The organism is Rhodopirellula sp. P2 (assembly GCF_028768465.1).
In the GTDB taxonomy this organism is placed as follows: domain Bacteria; phylum Planctomycetota; class Planctomycetia; order Pirellulales; family Pirellulaceae; genus Rhodopirellula.
The window spans coordinates 943575-968312 of record NZ_CP118225.1 but is presented as its reverse complement, the minus strand read 5'-3'; the positions used below and the strand labels follow the sequence as shown (position 1 = coordinate 968312).

Annotated in this window: 15 protein-coding genes; 7 read left to right on the top strand and 8 right to left on the bottom strand. The window is 56.7% G+C overall.

Annotated features, from left to right (window positions below; all coding sequences use genetic code 11):
* Positions 1-9: 9 nt before the first annotated feature.
* Complete coding sequence (locus PSR62_RS03385; protein ID WP_274406421.1) at positions 10-1962, top strand: dockerin type I domain-containing protein; 1953 nt, start codon at positions 10-12, stop codon at positions 1960-1962.
* 39 nt (positions 1963-2001) lie between these two features.
* Here the strand turns inward: PSR62_RS03385 and PSR62_RS03380 are convergent, their stop codons facing one another.
* The 3 genes from PSR62_RS03380 to PSR62_RS03370 form a co-directional block, all read right to left on the bottom strand.
* Positions 2002-5295 carry a WD40 repeat domain-containing serine/threonine protein kinase gene (locus tag PSR62_RS03380; RefSeq protein ID WP_274406420.1) on the bottom strand — a complete coding sequence of 1098 codons (3294 nt, stop codon included), beginning with the start codon at positions 5293-5295 and terminating at the stop codon, positions 2002-2004.
* 9 nt (positions 5296-5304) lie between these two features.
* Positions 5305-5859: an ECF-type sigma factor gene (locus tag PSR62_RS03375; RefSeq protein ID WP_274406419.1), complete on the bottom strand. Its 555-nt coding sequence runs from the start codon at positions 5857-5859 to the stop codon at positions 5305-5307.
* Positions 5860-5950: 91 nt separating this feature from the next.
* Complete coding sequence (locus PSR62_RS03370) at positions 5951-9097, bottom strand: transglutaminase domain-containing protein (protein ID WP_274406418.1); 3147 nt, start codon at positions 9095-9097, stop codon at positions 5951-5953.
* 352 nt (positions 9098-9449) lie between these two features.
* Here PSR62_RS03370 and PSR62_RS03365 point away from each other — a divergent pair, with 352 nt between their 5' ends.
* Positions 9450-10421 carry a cysteine synthase family protein gene (locus PSR62_RS03365; RefSeq protein ID WP_274406417.1) on the top strand — a complete coding sequence of 324 codons (972 nt, stop codon included), beginning with the start codon at positions 9450-9452 and terminating at the stop codon, positions 10419-10421.
* Positions 10422-10450: 29 nt separating this feature from the next.
* Here PSR62_RS03365 and PSR62_RS03360 read toward each other — a convergent pair whose 3' ends face one another.
* Positions 10451-11920 (bottom strand): aldehyde dehydrogenase family protein, encoded by a 1470-nt coding sequence (locus PSR62_RS03360; RefSeq protein WP_274406416.1) that lies wholly within the window; start codon positions 11918-11920, stop codon positions 10451-10453.
* Positions 11921-12256: 336 nt separating this feature from the next.
* Positions 12257-13330 carry a TIGR00730 family Rossman fold protein gene (locus PSR62_RS03355; RefSeq protein ID WP_274406415.1) on the bottom strand — a complete coding sequence of 358 codons (1074 nt, stop codon included), beginning with the start codon at positions 13328-13330 and terminating at the stop codon, positions 12257-12259.
* Between the two features lie 154 nt (positions 13331-13484).
* Here PSR62_RS03355 and larC point away from each other — a divergent pair, with 154 nt between their 5' ends.
* The 5 genes from larC to PSR62_RS03330 all read left to right on the top strand — a co-directional run bounded on the left by larC (position 13485) and on the right by PSR62_RS03330 (position 20202).
* The gene (gene larC, locus PSR62_RS03350) at positions 13485-14708 is read left to right on the top strand and encodes a nickel pincer cofactor biosynthesis protein LarC (protein ID WP_274406414.1); all 1224 of its coding nucleotides are present in this window, start codon (positions 13485-13487) and stop codon (positions 14706-14708) included.
* A gap of 115 nt (positions 14709-14823) precedes the next feature.
* On the top strand, positions 14824-16110 hold the full coding sequence (locus PSR62_RS03345; RefSeq protein ID WP_274406413.1) for a hypothetical protein: 1287 nt from the start codon (positions 14824-14826) through the stop codon (positions 16108-16110).
* Between the two features lie 82 nt (positions 16111-16192).
* Complete coding sequence (pepF, locus tag PSR62_RS03340; RefSeq protein ID WP_274406412.1) at positions 16193-18001, top strand: oligoendopeptidase F; 1809 nt, start codon at positions 16193-16195, stop codon at positions 17999-18001.
* On the top strand, positions 17998-19545 hold the full coding sequence (locus PSR62_RS03335; RefSeq protein ID WP_274406411.1) for a sugar ABC transporter ATP-binding protein: 1548 nt from the start codon (positions 17998-18000) through the stop codon (positions 19543-19545). Before pepF ends, PSR62_RS03335 begins: the two co-directional genes overlap by 4 nt.
* Before the next feature lie 198 nt (positions 19546-19743).
* Complete coding sequence (locus PSR62_RS03330; protein ID WP_274406410.1) at positions 19744-20202, top strand: transposase; 459 nt, start codon at positions 19744-19746, stop codon at positions 20200-20202.
* Positions 20203-21339: 1137 nt separating this feature from the next.
* Here PSR62_RS03330 and upp read toward each other — a convergent pair.
* From upp to PSR62_RS03315, 3 genes are all read right to left on the bottom strand, one after another.
* Positions 21340-21975 (bottom strand): uracil phosphoribosyltransferase, encoded by a 636-nt coding sequence (upp, locus tag PSR62_RS03325; protein ID WP_274406409.1) that lies wholly within the window; start codon positions 21973-21975, stop codon positions 21340-21342.
* A 308-nt stretch (positions 21976-22283) separates the two neighbouring features.
* The gene (locus PSR62_RS03320) at positions 22284-23660 is read right to left on the bottom strand and encodes a dihydroorotase (RefSeq protein WP_274406408.1); all 1377 of its coding nucleotides are present in this window, start codon (positions 23658-23660) and stop codon (positions 22284-22286) included.
* A 281-nt stretch (positions 23661-23941) separates the two neighbouring features.
* Positions 23942-24736, bottom strand: coding sequence for a ThuA domain-containing protein (locus PSR62_RS03315; protein ID WP_274406407.1), 795 nt, complete (start codon positions 24734-24736; stop codon positions 23942-23944).
* Between the last annotated feature and the right edge of the window lie 2 nt (positions 24737-24738).

Genomic DNA, 24738 nt, shown 5'->3' with positions numbered 1-24738 from the left:
CAATTCGTTTTGTCGGCGCGCGATGAAAACGATGCGTTGATCGAGAACCTCCAGGGAGTCTCGGAGGTGTCCATCAACGACACGGAGTTGATTGACTACCGAGTCAAGGTTGGTGAGGAGTTCAATCTTCGCGTCGCCGCTCAGAGGCTCCAAAGCGATTCCACATTCGGCATTGATCAGACGATCACGGACTTGTTGATCGATCAAAAGGGCGTGCTCGTACCTGTCGTCGGAGAAGTCCAGCGAATCTCATTCCCCTTCGGAGAATTGCTTGCGCCGTCTGGGCAGGTGACGTTCTACTTTGATGACAATCCCTTGCAGACCGAGTCGATGTTGGCGGAGGACTTTCTTGGTGAAACGAACTCGGAACTAGAGTCCAATTTGGCGAATGTGATCGTGGCGCTCTCCGACCAGATCGATTCCGTTGACCAAATCGAGATCAACGCCTCATCTTCTAGTTCAGGAGACATGGTCGAGATCGAGATTGAATACCCCAACCATTTGATTGTGGGCAGTGATGTCCCTCAACTCAACGTTGAGTGGATCGATAGCAGTGAATGGATCGAAACTCGTTCTGAACAACACAATGTTTTTGATGGCGATGGAAATTTCAATGTCTATCCCCTCATCGTCGCAATGCGAAATGCTTCTCTGTTCAATGGGGCATTCGGGAGAGTTTCGCTCGCAGAGTTCTCTACCGACAATCTGCAATCAGATTCCTTTCTGTCTGCGTCGGCTCAATCCTTCCCGCTAGGGGGAAACTTTCCTGACAGTCTGTATTTCAATATTCCGGTCGTGGCTATGCGACCCGCTGAAGACGTTCTGGTTAGTTTGGGGATTCCACAAGACTCCTCCTCCGCCACCACTCTCTATGATCCTTCGATTCCGGACGGGAGGCTCGAACTCGGTCCAGAAGAAATTGCATTCGAGGAGTCGTCGCGATTCCGGCTCACTGTCCTCGGTGGGGACGACAATGCCCCTCGACCTCTCGAAGTCACTCTTCCCGATGCGACGGCCAGCGACGCCGTCGTCCGACGAAACGGGGAACACCTGGAAGTCTTCGATCGCGTTTCTCAAACACTCTTGGTCGATCGTCCCATGAGCGGTGTGCAGACTTTGACGCTCTTGGGTGCAGAAAATGTCGACGATCGAATCGAACTGGATTATCAAAGTGGTGGGCCGGTCCAATTGGGCGATGATGAGAATCCAACATCGGAGACGGCGATTCGTATGCTGGGCCGTGGTGGCAACGATGTTGTTGTGATGGCATTGGATCCGTCGTCGTCCGTGACGGTCAGTGCGGGTTCTTCCTTTAGCGAGGCCCCCGTCGGCACTGCTTCGTCAGGGCAGATCAACGTGCGCGTCAGTACTGACGAGCAAGTCGTCGATCACGAACTGCTTGGCTTTCAGTCATTGATCTTCGAGTCCTCTGAGGGGGTCGTGGTCGATCCTCGCGGTGAGTGGAAGTATAAATCGACGGAACGAGAAAACGAGACGCTGACGCAAGTCTTTGAAAATGGTGTGACGCAGTTGCATTTCCGTCGTACGGGTTGGACCAATGTGGTAAATGCTTTTGATGTCACGGGATCGGGAAACGTTCAATCGTTAGACGCATTGCGGATCATCAACGAATTGAATGATCGCGTTCACTCCGATCCTGTAACGGGGGTTTTGCGAGACCCGATACTTGTCGATCCGTCTCCTCGGAACTTCTACGATGTCAATCGTGATGGAAAAGCAACCGCCTTGGATGCACTCCGAGTGATCAACTACCTCAATCTGAGAGACGCAGACGCGGTTTCAGAACCCCTCGAAACAGGCCTCCGAAAACCGAGCCACAGTGAATCGGACGCATCGGATTTTGTTTTTGCGTCAACGGAATGGTGGCAAGCAGGATGGCGAAAAGGAAATGTCTGGTCGCACGAATCATTGATCGATGATTCGTCCAAGGGGCTATTCTGATCTGCCGAGAAGGACACCGGCGAATTGATTGAACACTTGTTAACGGCCCAGCAGCACGGGGACGTAGCCGTGTTCGCTAGGGTAAACCAGAAGCATGCGGCGTCCGTCTGCCGACAGTTGAAGGTTTTGCGGGCGTCTGAGTCCGGGACGCGGGTGATACAAGGTGCCCAGCGGTTGGCCGGTCGGGACGTGCCAGGCCATGATCCGCCCATCGTTGTGACCTGAGATCAAAACGCGGTCGTCGGCGAGAAAACGTAGCGACCAGATTCTCGACATTTCGCGGATATCTAAAAAAACCTGGTCGGTTTTCCGATCCCAAACCGTCAAGCGTTGGTCGTTTCCAATTGCCACCTGACGTTCGTCGTTGCTGATGGCGACCACGCGCGGATGTGAAATCCTGTACTGACGGTCAACCTCGCCCGATTTAATATTCAGTTCCTGCAGCGATTCTTCGTCGGCGGTCCCGCAAATCAACGTCTGATCGTGGTTGGCGAAAACGGCATTTCCGTTGTCGATCGCAGTGAAGCTTGCTATCAACTCGTGGGTGACCCAGCGATCGGCCGATTCCCATACGAAAGCGAAACCGCCGCCGACAGCGACCAGCCGGCTGCCATCGGAGGAAAGAGTCAGATGCTCATTGCGTTGGGGAGGCGAATCGATTGTGGTCAGTGTCTGGCGAGTCCTCAGTGACACAATGGAAATCTGATTGTCGCTTCGCAGCGCGACCAATCCCTCCTCGGCTCGAAGGGACATTTTTTCGACCGGCAATCGGGTCGGCTCTTGCCCTCGGAGTAACAAGACTGGATCGGGCTCGTCATCCAATAGATAAGCTCCCTCGACAGCGACCGGAGATCTGAGTTCGCGTTTTGGGACGACACCATCGAGATCCCATCTTTGCGCGGTCCCATCGTGGCCGGCAGTGATGAATTGGTTTGGATCATTTTCCAGCCAACACACAGCCAATCGCTTGTCATCTTGTTGATAAGCGTTCCACTGCGTGCGCACTTCGCCGCCGACATCTGATTCATCTGTTCCGTGCAAGCGGATGATCTGAATCCTTCCGTCGCCATACCCCGCCGTCAGCCACATTCCATCGGGAGATGCTGCCAGCGATTTCGCGTAGGACGCACTGACATTGAACGTGCCCCGTCTCGCTCCGGTCTCGCGATCAAAGACAGCCAGCGAATCGAAGTATCGTTCGCCAGCAATCAGCCACTGTTGATTCGGTCCTGCCCAACACATCGCACGGACATTTGTGAAGGGATCGGTCTCGATTGTCCGATCGTGCCTTGCAGTGGAAACGTCCCAGACATGAATTCCATCTCGTGTCGGAACCAACAATTCCTGGCTGTCAGGCGTGAACAAAAGAGTCTCATGCCGATGATCATTGATAAGGCGAAATTTCTCATTCCCGTTCGCATCACCCACCCAGACGCCAGCGTAACGAAAGCCCGCGGCAACGGACCGACCATCAGGCGACCAAGCAAGCGATTCGATCCCGTTCTCCACCGGCCGCACTTGGTGAATGCAGATTGCCTTTTCCACATCCCAGTACTTGATCAACCCCGATGTCGATCCACTGACCGCCATCGAACCGTCCGGCGAAAACGAGACGGCGTGAACCGGTTCATCATGACTTCCCAAAGAACGTCCGGCAGTCGTCGAGCCATCCAAGGGAAACATGACGACGCTACCATCTTCGCATGCACCCAAGGCAGCTTTCTGTTTCGATGAAATCGCGATTTCATGAATCGCTGAAGACGTTTTGAAACATTGGTTGGGTGCCGGAGTGGCCGCTGCTCGAAAAAAGTGAGACAACGCTGATTGCTCAGTCGCTCGACTACTGGATGGCAATGCGTGGGGGTGAGTTACGATCGTGGTGAGTTGTGACAACTGCAAAAGATCGCCAGCCTGATATGCTGACACTGCTTGTTGCAACTGATTGCATTCAAGCAGTTCATTTGCTTGCCGTTCTCGCGCTTCGCTGATCGATTTGGCTTGGCGAACCTCAAGCATTTTCCACGTCGAAATGATGCTTGTCATGACCAATGAGACGAGCACCACGGAGGACACTGCGATTGCAAAGCGGTGACGGCTGATTGTTTTTCGAAACTGATAGATTGGTGATGGAGGGCATGCCAAAACCGCCTGACCGGTGAGGTATCGCTGGATGTCATCGGCGAGTTCGGACGCCGATCCGTATCGCCGGCGACGGTCTTTTTCCATCGCCTTCATGATCAACCAATCCAGCTCTCCCCGAATGCTCGGGTGCAGCTTCCGTTGATCGCCGCCTTGTTGATGATTGACGTTATCGTTGGCAGCGAGGGTGCGGCTAACGACGCTAGGTCGAGGAGGCTGGACCTCGCGTATGATACGGCGAACCTCGTCAAAGCTTGCCGTTTTGAAGGTTTCACGATCAAACGGTGGCGCACCGACCATCAGTTCGTACAACAACACGCCGAGGGAATAGACATCGCTTCGAGTGTCGATGTCGATCGTCCCCATCTCCGCTTGCTCGGGGCTCATGTACATCGGTGTTCCCATCAACTGTGCAAAACCAGTGTGAATCGTGATGTCGGTGAGCGGCTGGTCAAGTGCTTTGGCCAATCCAAAGTCGATCACCTTTGGAAGTGCTTCCCCATCGATTTCAGCAACCAAGATGTTGGAGGGTTTCAAGTCGCGGTGAATCACCCCTTTTCGATGAGCGTGCTGGACAGCGTGGCAAACTTTTTGGAAGAGACGCAATCGTTGCTCGATGGACAATTCGGAATGACTTGCATACTCAGTGATGGGCGTCCCCTGAACCAACTCCATTACCAAGTAAGGTTGCCCACTTTCCGTGGCCCCACCATCCAAGACTTTGGCGATGCAAGGATGGTCCATCATCGCCAGTGCCTGACGCTCGGCGGAGAATCGTGCTAAAGCTTCCTTCGTAGCGATTTCTGCTCGAATGATCTTGAGAGCAACCTTGCGACGGACCGGTTGTTCTTGCTGAGCCACAAAAACGCTGCCCATTCCACCTTCGCCGATCAGCTCGCAAATCGAATAACGATCGATGCGATGCATCTGATTGGCTTTGAATGTCTCCGGCAAAATTCCCGAGCGGGTCGATGTCCACTGGGTCTCACCAACACCCAAGTAATCGATGAGATCATCCAGTCGGTTGGGTTCCTGCTGATGGTGGGACACGATCAGCCGCTCCACTGCCTTCTGCATTGGTTCATTTGATTGGCAGGCCAGTGCAACGAAACGTTGACGTTCTGCGACATCATCGATTTCAATTGCCTGCAAAAACACATCCTTGATGGATTCTTGTTTGGGTGAATCCGACATGCGTTGACCCTAACCGTCCCAGTGAACCGCGAACCAAGTGCGTGCAAATTCCCAGTTCCGATAGGCGGTGCTTCGCGACATCTTCATCAATTCGCCAGCCTCGGTGATCGACAACCCGGCGAACACACGAAGTTCAACCAACTTGGCAGAATCGGGATCGACTTCGAACAATCGCTCCAGCCCGTCGTCGAGATCGAGCAAAAGATCGGTTGCGGGCGTGACGTCATCCGCTACTTCACCCAATGCGAGTCGTCGGCAGTGACCACCTCGTTTTCGACTTCCCCGAGCTCGCGCAGCGTCAATCAGAATTCGCCGCATCGCTTCGGCAGCGGCTGCATAAAAATGCCCACGATTTTCAAATTTCTGCAGACGTCCGCCAGATGCCAGACGCAGGTAGGCTTCGTTGACCAACGCCGTGGGCTGAAGAGTGCGCTCCCGATGTTCCACTGCGAATTGACTTTCCGCTATCGAACGCAACTCCTGGTAGACAGCGCGCAACAGGCCCTCCGACGCTCTCGCATCGCCCGACCGCACCTGGCACAACAATTCAGTGACATCACCCATTCCACCAGTGTATCTGCAAACCACCCATGTGGCTAGAAAAACCTCCGAGCCGAAACGAGCGTCCCAACGGTCCGTGTCGAGCCAAATTCGGTCACTCTTCAGCGAAGGTGATGACTGGGAAGATTTCGGGGATGTGGGAGTCCCAGACTCCGTGTTTGCCGAGGGCCCAACCGCTGGAGTCGGTGGCGGGTTCGGGGGCTTTGGTCTTGTTGAAACGGAAGAGGTCGATTCGCCACTGGTCACCGACCTTGGGTGGCAGCGATCGATCGTCGCCCTTGGCAAGCCATTTCATCTCCTTCCATGGAAACGCCAACTCGACCGTCCAGCCTTGATCGACGTCGGAATCGTCGTTCAAGGTCCCGTTGATGTGAACGGCGGATTTGAAATTGGGAAAGTCGTACCCTAGAAACGCGATGCGTTTTCCGCGTGGATGGTCGGTGAACCCAACGCCATCGAACTCCTGTTGATTCGGAGCGTCTTTGGCGAGTTGTGGGTCGGATGCATAACCACCTTTCTCGTACGCTTCCTGCCATACAAAGAAACCTTCGTAGACGGTTCCATAGGAATTGATCTCGAACTCGTAGTAGGCGTCCTCTCCAGCGATGAAGACTTCGACGTCGTTGTCGTAGTAAATCGGATCGTCACGGTCTTTGTACTCCGCGTCGACATTGGGCTCCTCCAACCAGAATCCAATGTAGAGAAACTCGTCATCCCACAGGATGGATGAGCGGGTGTCGTAGCGAGTGGGTTGTCCACTGACCAAGTCGACAAAGGACGTGGTCTTGCGGGCTTGCTGCCAAGTTTCCTCGTCCAAACGACCATCGATCGTCAGCTCCGTGTCGATCTTCGCCGCGGTGTATCGTGGCAGATCCTTGGCAGGAACCAACGATTGAGGGAACGGCTTGGGAATCTCCACTTCGACAGAACTCGGGAACGCGAGCTCGGAATCGGATCGCTCGTCGAAGGTTGTCACGAGTGTTTTCAGACTTCGCCTGACCTGCCCCTCGAACAGCGTTTGACCACCGCTGGTGATCTGGATTGGTTTGTCCAAGTCGATGAATCGGTCATCCAAGAAGACCTCCATCTTGTTCACGTCCGAGGAGGTCAAGTCAATCGTTTGACCGTCAACGGTTGCGATGATGGTCGCACCGGCTTTGACCGACGACTCTTCCACGCCCAACCAGTAGAAATGGGAATGAGTCACATCGTCTTGGACCCATACGATCTTGGACGGGGTCACGTTTCGAGTGTGCTTCGCCATCCAAGGAAGTGCGACCGCATCTTCGCGATCCATCCAGTGTCCTTTGTTCGGGTAGATCTTCACGAAGTGTTCGTATCCGTCCGGATCCGCTTCATGCAGTTCAGCCAACTTCGTTTTCCAATCCGCAGCAATTTGGTTGCGTTTGTAGGCGGCGTCTTTGCCTCCCATTTGCAACGCGAAGGGAACGTTGCGAAGTCCCAGGGCCGACGTTTCGTTGGGATGTCCGGCCATCATCGCGGCGGCCGCCCAGCGGTCGGACAGACGAGGTGCCAGTTGATACACGCCGTCACCGCCGGCGGAATAGCCCATCACGTAGACACGATTTGGATTGACGTTTTCAAACGCGACCATGTTTTCAATTAGACGCACGAACATCGGATCGATGTGCTTTTGATGCCATAGATTCCATGTGTCAGTCGGAGCACGCGGAGCCACGTAGACACCTTCTTCGGGTTGATACAAACGTTTCTGGTTTTCCCATTGGCGATCGTTGATCGCTTTCGGGGCACCACCACCGCCGTGCATGGAGATGTAGAGACTGCGGCCTTCGTTGGGGGCTTCGCCAAAAACGCGATAGTCAAACGGCATCTTATGTTCGCCGTGGACCAACACCCGAGCCTTCATTTCCTCGGAACGCGTTTTGAGCAGAGTTTGCTTGTGATGCTCTGCAAGAATCTTTCTGGCTCGGACAACATCGTCGGCGGTTAGCGAGACGTCGCTGAACGATTGATCGCGAATTGTCTTGAGATCCGCTGCCGGTTGGGACTGGAGGTAATCGCGGAGAGCTTTGATCGCGGCGACGGATTCATTCGCCTGTGATTCGGAAACCGCATCGACGGAGACGAGGTGGTGCTCATGCAACTCCTCATCCGCATCGGTGATGATGGTGTCACGAATGACTTGATCGCCTTCGCCAATCAAGACGGAGTACTTGTGTTGTTGTTTCAGTTCCACGCGAAGATGATCGTTGGCATCGAATCCCTCGTCGTTGGTTTGACCTTCAAAGACAACTTCGTCGCCATCCAGGACTCGCAGTCGGCAACTGGCTCGGTTCCCATCTGCACCATGCACCACGAACAACGACTCAGTCATGCCGGGCGGCAATGACTTTTGAAGAGCAACGTAGCGGTCGGTCACGTTCACAGAGGGAATGCTTCGAAGCTTTCGATTCCAAACGCATGGGAACGAGAGCGGGGTCTGTTTGAAACTGGTTGCATAGATCGCGTGAGCTTTTGACGATCGGTCTGCTTTGGTTGCATTGGTGACAAACCAACCACGATCCAGTTCGTTCCCGGTTGGTTCAGCGGCACCTGTGAAATGCCAGCCATCGTCCCAGACTTCCACCCACGAGTGATTTCCGGATTGATTGAACCACAGGGGCGTGCCCACAAACCGAGCGGGGATCCCAACAGAACGACAAGCATCAATCAGCAACACCGACAAACCCGTGCACGACGCCAACCCGGTTTCCATTGATTCCAGTGGACTTTGATCCGCTTTCACTCGCCGGGTGGAATATTTAACGCCGACGCTTTTGAATAGTTTTTGATTGATCAACGCGGCCGCTTCGCTCGGTGAGCTCGCTCCTTCTATCATCGGCAGGCATCGTTTTCGAAAATCGGCTCGCCACTCGTCACGTCGCTCGTTGATGCTGGCGTAGGGAAGAACATTGTTCAGAAAGACATCCTTGGGAATCTCCTTTGCCCACGGTGCATTGGTCCATGCTTGATAGGCCAGTCGAGTGTTTTCCAACAGGTAGTCCGCCGAAAGCGTTTGCAGATCACTCTCTGGCATGTTCGCAATCAGGAACTCGATTCCTTCCCGTTGATCCGCTGGGGCGTCTGCTAGGGCCCGTTCCAGTTCCGCACGGTTGTCTCCCGCCAGAGCCAGTCGATCGGTGTCGAACTCCGCCGATGCGAGTCCGGCAAGACAGAGGAGGAGCATCGGAAGGATCACGGCAATCAACGGTCGTCTCATGAGATGGACTCAGCGTTCAAGTGTCAGGCAGTGGCATGGAACAGGCATCCGATCGGAGCAGCGGTCACTGATCCCTTTTAAACGCCCGGTCAAGTCAACAGTATGACTGGCCAAAGCACACGCAACCACTGATGAACGGTCCTCGCCGAATGGAATGACTCCGCCAGCAAGAATTCTCCACGGCATCATCTTTTGTTGTATGGATCGTCGCCCGAGATCGAGTGTTAAGGGTGGACGGTCGTCCGTTTTTTAGGTTGCTGCAGAAAACAGTGGCATTCGCCAAACTCGGAATGTCAATTGTTGGTTTGACAAATGGTGTCACCGCCAAGAACTCGCAACCCGCGATGGAACAATGACGAATCATCCGGCTTCGTACAGCTATGCGACCGAAGCGATCACGACTCCGATTGCGCCGGTGAAACTGTCCGATGATGGGCCAGTCATTTGGTGCAAGCTGGAATATCACAACCCGAGTGGATCCACCAAAGATCGGATCGCTCGTTTCATCTTGGGAAAGGCAATCCGAAGCGGGTTGCTGGGCCGTGGTGATGCGGTGGTCGAAGCATCGAGCGGGTCGACCAGCATTTCGCTCGCGTTGATGTGCGCCCAGTTTGGTTTGCGATTCACTGCGGTCATGCCGCGCGGGGTGAGTTCCGAACGGATCAAGATGATTCGAGCGTTTGGAGCCGAAGTGATCCTGACACCGGCGGAGGAAGGTGTCGGCGGAGCGATGGCATTGGCAGATGAGATCGCCGGTCGAGGAGAAGCGTTCGCAAGCAAGCAGTTTGAGAACCCAGACAACCCGGCGGCACATCGCTATCAAACCGCCGCGGAAATCATCGCTCAAGTTCCTTCTCGTTCGGTGGATGCGGTCGTCAGTGGGGTCGGAACGGGTGGTACCCTGGTCGGTCTGTACCAGGGGTTCTGCGATTTTGGATGCATCACTCGGCCGGTGCTGGCTCGGCCGGTCTGCTCCGATGGCCTGTACGAGCTGGAGTGTTCCAGTTTCAGCAAGAAGATACCGGGTGTGGTGGAAAGTGCTTCGGCAATCTTCCGCGATGCCCATCTGCCCGGGCTCAGACAAGTCGATGTGAAAGACAGCGTGGCGTTGGCGTGTTGTCGCCAACTGATCCGGCGTGGATTTCCCGTCGGGCCCAGTTCAGGGTTGAACTTGGCCGCGGCCCTGGAAGCCGCGCGCGATCTCCCGCCCGATGCAACCATTGTCACGGTCTTTCCCGACCGCATGGAACGCTACTTCTCGACGCCGTTGTTCAGCGACTCAGTGGAAGAGTTGGAATGCGATCCTGCCCAGACATGTTGCTGACCAGGACCGATTACTGAATCGAGTGACAATCAAAGAGCGACCGTGACGGTTTTGCTTTCCAAGTAAGCCTTCAGGCCTTCGGTGCCTAGTTCGCGGCCTTGGCCACTCATCTTGAATCCGCCGAATGGGGCGGCGGCGTCGAAGACGTCGTAGCAGTTGACCCACACGGTTCCCGCGCGAACGTTGGCGGCGAAGTGGTGGGCTTTCTTGATGTCTTGCGTCCACACGGCGGCCGCCAAGCCAAACATCGTGTCGTTGGCTCGTTTCAAAATGTCATCGCTGTCTTTGAACGACAGCACGCTCATCACGGGGCCGAAGATCTCATCGCGAGCGATCGCCATGTCGTCTTGAACGTCAGTGAACACGGTCGGCTCAATGAAGTAACCACGATCACCAGAACGCTTGCCACCACTGACGCAGGACGCGCCTTGCTGGTTGCCTTTGTCGATGTAGCTCATGATCTTGTCGAATTGAGCTTGGTCGATTTGAGGACCCTGTTCGGTGGTGTGTTCGAACGGGTTGCCGACGACACGTTTGTTTGTCAAATCGGTCAGCTTTTCGACGAAGGCTTCGTGGATCGATTCTTCGACGAACACGCGACTGCCGGCACAGCAACATTGGCCTTGGTTCAGATACAGACCCACGAAGCTGCCTTGCACAGCGGCGTCCAAGTCCGCGTCGCTGAAGATCACATTGGGACTTTTGCCGCCCAGTTCAAACGTCAGCCGTTTCAACGATTGGGCGGAGTTCTTCATGATCAACTGAGCCGTTCGGTGTTCTCCCGTGAACGCGATTTTGTCGACGCCAGGATGGTCGACCAGGGCTCCACCGGCGGTTGGGCCAAAGCCCGGCACGACATTGATGACGCCATCGGGGAAGCCGACGTCTTTGGCGAGCTGTGCCATTCGCAGGCAGGTCAGCGGCGTTTGTTCGGCGGGTTTCATCACGATTGTGCAACCGGTGGCGAGAGCCGGTCCCCACTTCCAAGCGACCATCAGCATGGGGAAGTTCCAAGGGATGATCTGTCCAACCACACCGACCGGTTCTTTCCGTGTGTAGCAGAGGTAGTTGCCGCGGATGGGAACCGTTTCGCCTTGGATCTTGTCCGCGTAGCCGGCGTAGTAGCGCAGGGCATCGATCACCAAGGGCAAATCCGCGTGCCGCGATTCGCGAAGGGGTTTTCCGTTGTCGAGTGTTTCGAGTTGAGCCAGCTCATCGATCTCGTTCTCAATCGCATCAGCAAGCTTCATCATCAGCCGTCCGCGATCGCGAGCGTCCATCGTCCGCCAGGGACCCGAGTCGAAGGCTCTGCGTGCCGCGGCCACTGCGGCGTCGATGTCTTCCTTGTCCCCTTCAGCGACTTGAACGATCTCTTCTTCAGTGGCTGGGTTGATCGTGGCGAACGTTTTTCCGCTGGCTGAATCCCGCCACTGGCCGTCGATGAACAACTGGGTGTGGCGAACCTTGGGAGGTGCGAATTCCGGAAGTGTTGTCGACATCAGAGATCCTCGTCAGCTGCGATGGGAATGGAATCAAGCCTTCAGCTTAAGGCTTCGCAGGCGAGGATGCCAACCAATGCGATCGCGAAGATTGAGCGATCAGCCGATGGGCGATAGCCCACGGTTTCTGAAGACGAACCGAACGCGATCGCGTTCCGGCTGATCTGATATCAACCGTTTGAATTTTTCGGTTGTTGGATCTGCGTCGTACGGTTGTTGGGTCTGTCCTCTGTCGCCCCTCCGGGACTGATGAAGTAGCTGGAACTGTTTCCGGTGCCTGACGGCACCGGCAAGGGCTGTGCCGGCCCGTCGGGCCTCAAAGCGTTAAGTCTCTGTTCAGCACTCGGGATCGGGGGTGGTGGTCAGAGGATGGCCGTTGATTTGGTTGATCAACATTCGCAATCGACCAAGGCCACGCCGGTTGAAGTGGAAGATCAAGCGGGGGAAATCCGCCAGTTCGGGTTCGCTGGATTCGACGGGCAGCGGTCCGGTTTGTTCGAACGTGCCGCTCTTCAAGATGTCCGCGAATTCGGTGCGGATCAATTCCAAGGTTTCTTCCGACAACGCTCGCTTCATCCGCAGCACCAACTGATCACCGACGTAACGTTGGGAGTGATACACGTCATAGAACGTCAGCAGCTCTTCGACGGCTTCATCGACCGAGTTGGTGATTTTGTAGAGGGCCACGTCCTCGGGACTGATCATGCCGTTGCACATCAGTTGCTTGTCAATGAATTTACCCAAGTCCTTCCAGTAACTGCCGCCGGGATGATCGAGGAAGATCAACGGCATCATGGTTTGCTTGCCGGTTTGCAACAGCGTCAGGACTTCGAGGCCTTCGTCGAGCGTTCCGAATCCGCCGGGCAAGCAGACGATGCCACTGCACTCTTTCAAGAACATCAACTTGCGAGTGAAGAAGTACTTCAGCGTGACCAACTTGGGATCGTTCTCGATGTATTCGTTCGCGCCTTGTTCGAACGGCAACATGATGTTCAGGCCCATCGATGCATCGCGTCCGGCACCTTTGTGACCGGCTTCCATGATGCCGCCCCCGGCACCGGTGATGATCATCCAACCGTGAGCCGCCATTCGCCGGCCCAGGTCAACCGCGGATTGGTAGTCAGGGCGATCCGAGCCGGTTCGAGCGGAACCAAAAATCGTGACTTTGCGTCGCCGACGATAGGGACGAAAGACTTTGAATGCGTACCGCAGTTCCCGGATCGTTCGTGACAGGATCTTCACATCACCGCGAGCCGTGTTGTCCTTTTCCAATCGCTCAATCGTGTGCCGCATGACTTGGTACAAGTCCTGCGACTGGTTGTCGGAGATCGGATCATCGATCGGTTGCGGCCGTTGCAATTCATCTTCGCCAATGGCTTCGGCTGGCAAATTTTCGTTTTCGTCGGTCATGAAAAGTTCCGGAGGAGATGACGAGCAAGTTGCGGTAGGCAGACAAGTTACCACGAATCAGGGGTTCACCGGAACGCGATTTGTGGAGGCCCCAGGTGAGGTTTTGATGAACTGGCGGCTTGGTAATTCCAGCTCGTTTTGCTCCATTATCGGCATGACAAAAACACTGCACTTTGACTGTTTATCGGGAATCAGCGGCGACATGACCTTGGGCGCCCTGATCGATTTGGGCGTGTCCGTGGACCAGATCCAGCAGGGGCTGCAATCGCTGAACCTGCCGGATTTAAAGCTGCGGACCGAGGAAGTGAAAAAGTGCGGTTTCCGTGCCGTGCAGATTCACATCGATCATCCGCCGGAAAAGGCTCATCGGCATCTGCACCACATCGATGCGATGATCGACGAAGCCACCGAGATCAACGATTCCGCCAAGGCTCTCGCGAAAAAGATTTTTCTGTGCGTGGGCGAAGCGGAAGCCAAGGTCCATGGTTGTTCGCTTCGGAAAGTCCACTTCCACGAGGTCGGCGCGATCGATTCCATCGCGGACATCGTCGGCGTTGCGATCGCGATCGATGCGTTGGATGTCCAACACGCGACGTCGTCGACCATTCCAACTGGGACGGGAGCGATCACGATCGATCATGGCCGCGTTGCTGTGCCGGCGCCCGCCACGGCGGAAATATTGACGGGCGTGCCGTTGATGGCCTGCGACATTGAATCGGAACTGACCACGCCCACCGGGGCCGCGATCATCAAGACGCTGGCTCGATCGTTTGGACCGCCGCCGGCGATGACTCCGTTGCGAGTGGGCTATGGATCCGGAACGCGTGATTTGGAAGGTCAAGCCAATGTGTTGCGGGTGACGCTGGGTGAGCTTGCCGAAGCGAGCTCTTCCCAAGGTCAAATCGAAACCGATCGAGTCACCTTGCTGGAAAGCAACATCGACGACGCGACGGCGGAGCAATTGGCCAATGTCAGCGAGCTGTTGATGAACGCGGGAGCCCTGGATGTTTGGCAGACTCCCATCGTGATGAAAAAGGGGCGTTTGGCGACGACGGTTTCGGTGTTGTGCGACGCCAGCCGAATCGGTGCGTTGCAAACGTTGCTCTTCACCCAAACCAGCACGATCGGAATTCGACGAACGGAGATGAATCGGTCCAAACTGGCTCGCGAAAGTCAGACCGTGGAAACGCCGGACGGACCCGCGACGGGCAAGACGGTGCGTTTGCCGGACGGAACGCTTCGTTTTTCATTGGAAAACGACGAGGTCAAGCGATTGTGTGCCGCGACGGGAAAACCGGCCGATCAAATTCGGACGGAAGCCCAGGCAGCGTTTGCTGGATTGATAGCGGAAGGGCGCGAGCCGTCCGGTCCCGCTTGAGACTCAACGTGGCAAGTTCTACCGCCGGGCACCGGACGGCTCGCGCCGTGCCGCTACAAAGAGAGAAGCCAAAATTTTCGCGCCCCTGCTAGTGGGTGATCTGGCCTGGGGGAGCATGAACGCAAAAACAATTTCACTCGGCTGTCTGGGTTTGCTGTGCGTCGGTCTGTTGGTGGTGATGTTCCCAATCGGGCTTCGCCAGTACCGGAGTCAGGCTCAGTTGCAGGCCATCGCTGCGAATGGTGATCCGGTTTCGCTCTCGGCGTTGGGGGATCCGACCCCCGTGTCCGTTTGGCCAATGGCGGACAAGGTGGATGCGCGACGGGAGATTCTGCAGGTCATCGAGCCGGCGGAAGAACTCGCGAAAGTTCTCCATCCGTATCTGAATTCGGACGCGGCGACTGATCTTCACGAGCCATTGTCGGCCCCACACGTGGCATTGATGGAGGAAGGATTTCGGCAACATCCGGAGGTCTTGCCCGCTCTGCGAGATGCGTCGCATTGCCAGCGATACGCGTGGCCCTCGCCGCTGACGCCGTCAGGTGCGATGCTGCCCCAGCAATACATGCAGGTCTTGTTGAAAGAAGTCAGCCAATTGCGAATGGTTGGCCGGTTGATGCTCTGTGGTTCTCGTTTTTTAGCGACCAAAGGCAAGGTCGACGAATCCGCGATGCTGTGTGTCGATCTGATTCGTCTGACGGGTTTGCAAGAAACCGGGCCCACCGTGGTGGTGTATCAAACCAACGTTGCGATCCGGCAAGCCGCCGTGGACCAACTCAATGCGATCATGCAGACGCAACCGCTGGATCCCGGCACGCACGCCGCAATCGAAAAAGTGTTGGTGGAACACGAATCAAGTGACGTGTTCTTGCACACTCTCAAAACCGAACGGGCGTACGGGATCGCTTCGATTCAATCGATGCCCGCGGTATTGCGAGTGTTTTCGAACCAGATACCGGACTACTTGGCCGCGATGCAGAACCAAATCGACAGGGGCAAAACGCCTCCCTGTGATTGGTCGGCCAATCGTGGTCCACCGACGGAAGTGATGACGCAAGCAGCGATGACAGCGGTCGACTCTGGTCGTGCATCGTTCGAACGAGATCGCATTCGATGTCGGTGTCTGCGGATTCTCAATGCGATCCGGGCCCAAGATCTGGCGGCGACGGAAGTGGACCTCGATCAGTTGGGTTTGCCGGCCGAGGCAACGCGGGACCCGTATTCCGGACGACCCTTGCAGATCGAGCCCGTTGAGATCGAGCTCGGCCGGGCTGAACTTGGGCAGACTGGACCAGGGTGGATCGCGTCCGGTGAGGGATGGCGGATTCATTCTGTGGGGCCAAATCCGTTCCAAAACACCGCGAATCAGGCGAATGGGGAAGATCTGGGACTTGCCCCGTGAGGCGGTGATAGCGATTTGAGTCCGGTGTTAAACTATCGCACTCAATCTCGTCTCCCGTCCTCTCACCAACGATGCTCCACGGATGAACGCACCCGCCGCCACGAAATTGCCAACCCGCGACGAAGTCGCCGCCAGCGATTGCTGGGACCTGTCCAGCCTGTACGAATCCCAGGAGGGTTGGCAGGCCGATTTCGACACGCTGACGTCGAAAACTGAAACATTCGAGACCTTTCGCGGACGATTGGGCGAATCGGCCCAAGTCATCCGGGAGTTTTTGGACTTCGATGGCGAGTTTGACCGGATGGCGGAACGCTGTGGCACGTACGCGTTTTTGCGAACAACCGAGAATCAATCTGACAGCGATCACCAAGCCCGCAAATCGCGGTTTCAAAACTTGGCAGTGAAAGCGTCGCAGGCCAGCAGCTTTGTCCGTCCCGAATTGCTGAGCATCGAGCCGGAAAAAATGGAATCGTTTTTGAACGATCCGGTTCTGGAACCCTACAAGTTGTTGCTTGAGCGAATCGTTCGCTATCGTCCGCACACGTTGACCGATCGCGAAGAACGTTTGCTGGCGATGCAAGGCGAGATGGCGGGCGCGGCGGGCAACGCCTTTCGACAGCTCAACGACGCGGACCTGCGGTTCGGTGAGCTTGAAAATGAAGACGGACAACGGATGGAGTTGTCGCACGCAACGTTCATTCAGTTCTTGCACAGCACCGATCGCGACGTTCGCAAGAAGGCGTTCGATCAGTACTACCAAGTCTTCTCGGAACACGAGAACACGCTGGCCGCGACCTTGGCCGGCAGCATCCACCGGGATGTGTACTACGCTCGGGCTCGCAATTACGAGAGCAGCCTGGACGCGTCGTTGTTCCCCGACAACATGCCAGCGTCGGTGTACGACAACTTGATCCAAGCCGTGCGAGATTCGTTGCCGGCGGTTCATGAATACTTGGACGTGCGTCGTCGCAAGATGAACCTGCCCGACATGCATCATTACGACACCTATGTGCCGATCCTGTCCGGGATCAAAAAGCATCACACGTGGGACCAAGCGGTCGATGTGGTTTTGAAATCACTGCAACCGCTCGGCGACGAATATGTGTCAACGTTGGAAGAGGGACTGCGTGGTCGGTGGGCCGATCGCTATCCCAACCGTGGCAAACAGAGCGGCGCATTCAGTTGCGGATCGTTCGATGGTGACCCGTTCATCTTGATGAACTTCAAAGAGGAAGTGCTCAACGATGTGTTCACGCTGACGCACGAAGCCGGCCACTCGATGCACAGTTGGTACTCGTCGAAGAACCAGCCTTACCAGTACTACGATTACACGATCTTCGTCGCGGAAGTCGCCAGCACGTTCAACGAACAATTGCTGACACAATACCTGCTCGAGAACGCCCAGGACGATGCCGAGCGAGCCTATTTGATCAACAACGAACTCGACAGCATCCGCGCCACCGTGGTTCGGCAAACGATGTTCGCGGAGTTCGAAAAGAAGACGCACGAGATGGCGGAAGCCGGTGAACCGCTGACGGTGGCGTCGTTCCGCGCGGTGTATCGTGAATTGCTCGACGCTTACTTCGGTCCCGATTTCATCGTCGATGACGCGTTGGAACTGGAATGTTTCCGCATCCCTCACTTCTACCGGGCGTTCTACGTTTACAAGTACGCCACCGGACTCAGTGCCGCCGTGGCGCTCAGTCGTCGCGTGCTCGGTGGTGGCGAATCAGAACTGAATGACTACCTGAACTTCTTGCGAGGTGGTTGCAGCCAAGACCCATTGGATCTGCTTCGTGGAGCCGGTGTCGACATGACCCAGCCCGAAGCGGTGAAGACGACTTTGGATCACTTCGCCAGTCTCTCCAAGCAACTTGACGAACTGCTGTGACCGACGCCACCCATCGTCTGGAACTGACCGGGATCCGCAAACACTTTGGATCGACCAAGGCGCTCGACGGCGTCGATTTGGTCGTTGGTCCGGGGGAAGTGCATGCGATCATCGGCGAAAACGGGGCTGGCAAGAGCACCTTGATGAAGGTCTTGTCCGGTGCCCATTGTCCAGACGCCGGTCGAATTCAAATCGATGGGGAAGAGATCGATCTGAGCAACCCGCGAGCTTCCCAAGCCGCGGGCATCGCGATGATCTATCAGGAGCTGAACCTGGCTCCTGATTTATCAGTCGCGGACAACATCACCTTGGGCGACGAACCGTCTCGATGGGGCGGACGCGGAGGTGGTTGGCTGGATCGTGGTCGGCAACATGCGATTGCCAAGGAAGCTTTGAAACGGCTGCACTGCGATGACATTGATCCGGCGCAACCGGTTCGCGAATTGTCGATCGCTCAGCAGCAAATGGTCGAGATCGCTCGCGCGGTCGTGGCCGATCGCAAGCTGAAACTGTTGATCTTGGACGAACCGACCAGCAGCCTGACCCAGGTCGACACGGAGAACCTTTTCGCGGTGATCGAGCGACTGAAATCCGAAGGTGTCAGCGTGCTCTACATCAGCCACTTCCTGGAAGAGTGTCAACGGATTGGAGATCGCTTCACCGTGCTGCGAGATGGCGTGACAGCGGGCTCAGGCAGCTTGATTGAAAGCGATCCGGATTGGATGCCGATGGATTCCATTGTGCAAATGATGGTTGGTCGTGAAATCTCCGAGCTCTATCCCAACCTCGATCACGTTCGCGGCGAGCCCGTGTTGCGGCTGGAACAGGTTCGTGGGTCACGATTGCCAACGGATGTTTCGTTGACGCTGCATCGTGGTGAGATCTTGGGGCTCGCTGGGTTGATTGGTGCGGGACGGACCGAAACCGTTCGTGCTCTGTTTGGACTCGATCGATTGGCGTCCGGCAAAGTCATCGTGATGGGCCGCGAAAATGTGCGGCGGGATCCACAGCAAAGTTGGATTCGAGACGCGATGGGGTTGGTGTCGGAGGATCGCAAGAACGAAGGTTTGTTCCTGGAACGCAGCCTGACGGAGAACCTGACGCTGACTCGAACCGAGCCCTACCGCCGTGGTCCGTTCCTTCGCCGATCCGAAATGAAGAAGGCGACCGAGCACTGGATGAAAGAATTGGCGGTCCGGGCGAGCGATCCAGACCAGGCGATCGGCGAGTTGTCAGGCGGGAATCAACAGAAGATCGCATTGGCTCGCTTGCTGCATCATGACTGCGAGATCTTGTTGCTCGATGAGCCCACTCGCGGCATCGACATCGGCAGCAAACGCACGATCTATCAAACGATTGGTGAGCTGGCGGCGGAGGGCAAAGCGATCTTGTTGATCAGCAGTTACTTGCCCGAGTTGCTCGGCGTCTGCGATTCGATTGGCGTGATTCACCAAGGACGCCTGACCAGCATCCGTCCCGCAAACGAATGGACCGAACACAGTCTGCTGACCGAAGCATTGGGCGCTGCGACAACATCCGAGTGAGTCATGGGGCCTCTTCCGCCCCAACGGGGCAACACTATCTGATTAGCGCCGCCCCTTTGGGGCTACCGACATTCGCGCCGTTCTGAAAACCCAGGGCGTTGCCCTGGGCTAGAATAGGGTCGGCCCATTGGGCCTGTGGCGTCTCCGTGACGGGGACGTCGTTTCTCTCGGATATTGTGCCATTCGCAAGGTTGAACCATGCCGCAGTCTTTGGCCCGCGTTTATCTGCACATCGTCTTTTCCACCAAGGGACGAATTCCTTGGCTGAAGGATGCGACCTTGCGATCGGAACTTTACGCGTACATGGCGACGGTTCTACGTGACAACGTCCAATCACCAGCAATCAAAATTGGTGGAGTGGAAGATCACGTTCACGCGTTACTCACGCTCAGCCGGAGTTTCGCGATCAAGGACGTGGTTCAACACATGAAAACGGAAACCAGCAAATGGATCAAACGCCAAACGGAAGGAGCGACCGAGTTCGCTTGGCAAACTGGATACGGAGCCTTTTCCGTGAGCCAATCCAATGTCCAGAAAGTCGTTCAATACATTGGCAACCAAGAAGAGCATCATCGCAAAATTTCTTTCCAAGACGAATTTCGCGACTTCTGCAAACGGCATGAACTCGAGATCGACGAACGTTATGTTTGGGACTGATGTCAGGCTAGGACCGCCCCCGTTGGGGCTACGGGGATTGTTTGGCTTCACCAACCCAGGGCGTTGCCCTGGGCTAGATTAGGCTCGGCCCGTTGGGCCTGGGGAATGTGCAGCGAAGCTGCATTGTGTCTCCGTCCGCCCCAACGGGGCACCGCTATTTCAGCCCAGGGCAACGCCCTGGGAAACCGGCGGCAAAACCACGCCATAGTCCCAACGGGGCGGCCCTATCCATCGCTGGCTGACTGACGCCGCCTCGTTTCGTTGGGGCGACCGCATCTGCTCAGCCCCAAAAACCCAGGGCGTTGCCCTAGGCTAAAATGGGCTCGGCCCGTTGGGCCTGGGGAATGTGCAGCGAAGCTGCATTGTGTCTCCGTCCGCCCCAACGGGGCACCGCTATTTCAGCCCAGGGCAACGCCCTGGGAAACCGGCGGCAAAACCACGCCATAGTCCCAACGGGGCGGCCCTATCCATCGCTGGCTGACTGACGCCGCCTCGTTTCGTTGGGGCGACCGCATCTGCTCAGCCCCAAAAACCCAGGGCGTTGCCCTAGGCTAAAATGGGCTCGGCCCGTTGGGCCTGGGGAATGTGCAGCGAAGCTGCATTGTGTCTCCGTCCGCCCCAACGGGGCACCGCTATTTCAGCCCAGGGCAACGCCCTGGGAAACCGGCGGCAAAACCACGCCATAGTCCCAACGGGGCGGCCCTATCCATCGCTGGCTGACTGACGCCGCCTCGTTTCGTTGGGGCGACCGCATCTGCTCAGCCCCAAAAACCCAGGGCGTTGCCCTAGGCTAAAATGGGCTCGGCCCGTTGGGCCTGGGGAATGTGCAGCGAAGCTGCATTGTGTCTCCGTCCGCCCCAACGGGGCACCGCTATTTCAGCCCAGGGCAACGCCCTGGGAAACCGGCGGCAAAACCACGCCATAGTCCCAACGGGGCGGCCCTATCCATCGCTGGCTGACTGACGCCGCCTCGTTTCGTTGGGGCGACCGCATCTGCTCAGCCCCAAAAACCCAGGGCGTTGCCCTGGGCTAAAATAGGGTCGGCCCGTTGGGCCTGTGGCGAATCGGGCCTGGAGCGAATCCGTTACGGTGCATTGAATTGCGATTTCGCTGCTCGAAAACTCACGTAACACACTGTCAGTCGTTTTGCGGTGTGTCGAAGATGCGGTCGCCGGCGTCGCCGAGGCCGGGGACGATGAAGGCTTGTTCGTTCAAGCTGGGGTCCACCGCAGCGACAAACAGTTTGACGTGGGGGAAATCGTTGGCGACGCGGTCGAGTCCGGGTTGCGACGCGATGATGCTGAGCACGCGAATGTCTTCGACGCCCCACCGCATCAAACGGCGAACGACCATGTCGATCGAGCCGCCGGTGGCCAGCATCGGATCGAGCACCAAGGCAACGTTCGGTGCACCCTTCTTCGGCAGTTTGTCGTAGTAGCCGACCGGTTCGGCGGTTTGCTCGTTGCGATACAAACCCAGGTGCCACACGGAGGCGTCGGGGATCAAGTCCAGCAACGGATCGACCATCCCCAATCCGGCTCGAAGCACGGGTACGATTCCGATGTCCGTCGCCAGCTCGTGACACGGCGCGTCCGCGACGGGCGTGGGAATGGTAACGGGTTGTGTTGGCAGATCATCGGTCGCGCGAACACCGATCAACATCGCCAACCGCGATACCGCCGAACGGAACTCAGACGGTCGCGTCCGCTTGTCTCGCAGCTGACAAAGGTGGTGCGAAACCAAAGGGTGTTGCAAAACGTGAACGTGCGACATGGCTTGGGAGTGTCCCGACGGGTGAGCGAGGAAAGAGTGGTTGCCGAACCGTTTCCGTTTCTGATCGATGTCACCGACGCCATGGACGTGTTCGTCCCTGAGATCGAAATCAATGCGACGCCTGCGGTATGGGAAGCAAGTGCGAGTGGACGGTGCCGGACATTGACTACATGAGTCATGTTTTCGAATGCGACGGGAGGCGGGAGCCTCCGAGGCAGTGTGTTCCAAGGCGGGGCCTTGGAACGAGCGACTTCGGTCGAGAGCCTCTGGGGAAGTGTGTTCCAAGGCGGGGCCTTGAGACGAGTGACTTAGGTCGGGCCGATGCCGTCGGCCGTGTTCCAGAAACCTCCGCGGGCGTGATCGAAGGTTGGTTTTTGGCCTCGGATTTTTTCGCGAAAACCGCCGTCGATGGACCACACGATGGAACCGTTCACGATCGTGGTGACGGGCCATCCGCGAAGGGTTTCGCCGTTCCAGGGGCTCCAGCGGTTCTTCGTGTGTTGGTCTTCATCACGAATCGTGCGCTCGGAATTCATGCGGACCAAGACCAGGTCAGCGTCGTAGCCGTTGGCGATGCGGCCCTTGCCCGTGATGCCCCAAACCCGCGCGGGGGCATCGCTCATCCAATGCGCGATCTGTGGCAACGTGACCTTGCCGGCATTGCATTGATTGAGCATCAACGCGAGTGAGTTCTCAACCGCTGGCAAACCCGATGGCGACTGTGGGTAGGGTTGAGCCTTCTCTTCCAGTGTGTGAGGCGCGTGGTCGGTCGCGATGACTTGGATGACATCGTCTTGCAGAGCCTGCCAAAGCTTGGCGTTGTCCGCTGCGGTTTTGATCGATGGGTTCATTTGGATCCGTGAACCCAAGCGGTCGTAATCATCGACGTTGAAGAACAAGTGATGCGGGCAGACCTCCGCGGTCAGATAGGGCGATGGATCCACGAGTGACACGAGTTCTGCGCCGGTGGACACGTGCAAGACATGAAAACGATGTTGATGCCGACGAGCCAAATCGGTCGCTCGCGCGGTCGAGATCACCGCGGCGGCTTCATCACGGATGCGGGAGTGATCGTGAATGTCGGTGGTGCCGGCCAGTCGTTCTGCATTGGCTCGCACGGTCGTTTCGTCTTCGCAGTGGGCGCAGATCGGCAGAGTCGTCTCGGCGAAGATGCGTTCCAAGGCGGCTTGTTCATCGACCAACAGGTTGCCGGTGCTGCTGCCGATGAAGATCTTGATGCCGGGAACGTTTTGGGCGGCGTTCAGCTCGGCCACGTTGTCCGGTGTCGCGCCGATGTAGAAGCCATAGTTGACCAATGACTTCTCGGCGGCCAAGGCTTCTTTCGCTTGGACCCCTTCGACGGTGACCGCAGGCGGCTTGGTGTTGGGCATTTCCAGGAACGTGGTCACACCACCGGCGGCACAGGCGTGGGACGCGGTCGCCAAGTCTTCTTTGTGCGTCAGACCTGGTTCGCGAAAATGGACTTGGTCGTCGATCACGCCGGGCAGCAGGAACAAATCGTCTGCTTCGATCAGAAGATCGCAGGAGGCGGTGGAAGACGCATCCGCGTCGAGGATTTTGCCGTCTTCAATCAGCACGTGGCGAAGATCAACGGTGCCGGATGAACTGTGGATGCCGTCGCCAGGCAAAACTGCCTGTGCGTTTCGAATCAGAGTGCGTGCCATCAAGGAGACCAAGCTGAAAAGACCAAACCGGACGAGTGTCAATGTTTGGTGCCAGTCTAGCATCGTTGCGTGGGCTCATCGGTACCCAGTGCACAATGAACCACTGCTTCGCATCCATTTACCCAATGCTCGTGGTGCGTCAGCATCAAAGATTCAGGCTCTGGCCGTAGCGGAAGTCGCCAAGGCTTTCGGCGATCACAGCGGACCGAAACTCTTGGCGAGTTCCGCTACCCCAAAACTTGGTCTTGCACGGAGTGGACTGCGATTGCTCGCGTTGCGGTCTACTCGACGCGACCGGCGGCCCAGAGCATGCCGCGGACGAGGTTGGCCAGGAACACGTCGTCTTGGAACGTTTCGGTGGAGTGACCGTAGGTGGTTCCGTAAACGCGAGCGTCGCCGTATTGGTTGGTCCAAATGACGGGATGGGACTTGCCATCACGCTCGCTCTTGGAAGTTGCCAAAACGGTGGTGTTGGGCCAAACCTTTTCGATGATGTACAGCTCGTCCATCGCGGACACGTGGGCGGCGGGGTACTCACGCATGACCGGGTGATCTTTGGCGACCACTTCGACCGGGTAATGGCTTTGGTGATCGTGGCGGCGGCTGGTCACGCCCAGGAACTCACGCCAATCATCGATTTCCGCGTCACGGTAGGTGTGCATGGCACAGTGAATGACCACGGCTGGCACACCGGCGTGGTGAGCTTTCGTGATTTGACGGATGTAGTCCGGGTTGGTCGTGGCGGCGAAGCATTCATTGTGAATGACGACGTCGAATGGTTTGGCCCAGTTTTCATCGCCATAGAAGTCGATTTCGGCTTGGGTGCCTTTGCCGCCATCGTTGACGACTGTCCATTTGGCTTCGACACCGGCCTTGGTGGCCGCCAGCTGGATGGCTTTGGCTTGGAAGTCGTAATCGTGGCAGCAGCCGCTGGTGATGATCAGGACATTCAGCGAACCGTTGTCCGCTTTGGCATCGGGGGCTTCGTCGGCCGAGACAAACCCGGAAACGAGGATGGCGGATGCCAACAAAAAAGTCGCGGCGAAACGCCGCGACAGGGTGGAGAGAGACGTCATAG

What these genes read in the sequence shown, in the direction of transcription:
- PSR62_RS03380 (WP_274406420.1), bottom strand. Translation starts at nt 5,295, where the DNA reads ATGTCGGATTCACCCAAACAAGAATCCATCAAGGATGTGTTTTTGCAG.
- PSR62_RS03375 (WP_274406419.1), bottom strand. Translation starts at nt 5,859, where the DNA reads ATGGGTGATGTCACTGAATTGTTGTGCCAGGTGCGGTCGGGCGATGCG.
- PSR62_RS03370 (WP_274406418.1), bottom strand. Translation starts at nt 9,097, where the DNA reads ATGAGACGACCGTTGATTGCCGTGATCCTTCCGATGCTCCTCCTCTGT.
- PSR62_RS03365 (WP_274406417.1), top strand. Translation starts at nt 9,450, where the DNA reads ATGACGAATCATCCGGCTTCGTACAGCTATGCGACCGAAGCGATCACG.
- PSR62_RS03360 (WP_274406416.1), bottom strand. Translation starts at nt 11,920, where the DNA reads ATGTCGACAACACTTCCGGAATTCGCACCTCCCAAGGTTCGCCACACC.
- PSR62_RS03355 (WP_274406415.1), bottom strand. Translation starts at nt 13,330, where the DNA reads ATGACCGACGAAAACGAAAATTTGCCAGCCGAAGCCATTGGCGAAGAT.
- larC (WP_274406414.1), top strand. Translation starts at nt 13,485, where the DNA reads ATGACAAAAACACTGCACTTTGACTGTTTATCGGGAATCAGCGGCGAC.
- PSR62_RS03345 (WP_274406413.1), top strand. Translation starts at nt 14,824, where the DNA reads ATGAACGCAAAAACAATTTCACTCGGCTGTCTGGGTTTGCTGTGCGTC.
- pepF (WP_274406412.1), top strand. Translation starts at nt 16,193, where the DNA reads ATGAACGCACCCGCCGCCACGAAATTGCCAACCCGCGACGAAGTCGCC.
- PSR62_RS03330 (WP_274406410.1), top strand. Translation starts at nt 19,744, where the DNA reads ATGCCGCAGTCTTTGGCCCGCGTTTATCTGCACATCGTCTTTTCCACC.
- upp (WP_274406409.1), bottom strand. Translation starts at nt 21,975, where the DNA reads ATGTCGCACGTTCACGTTTTGCAACACCCTTTGGTTTCGCACCACCTT.
- PSR62_RS03320 (WP_274406408.1), bottom strand. Translation starts at nt 23,660, where the DNA reads ATGGCACGCACTCTGATTCGAAACGCACAGGCAGTTTTGCCTGGCGAC.
- PSR62_RS03315 (WP_274406407.1), bottom strand. Translation starts at nt 24,736, where the DNA reads ATGACGTCTCTCTCCACCCTGTCGCGGCGTTTCGCCGCGACTTTTTTG.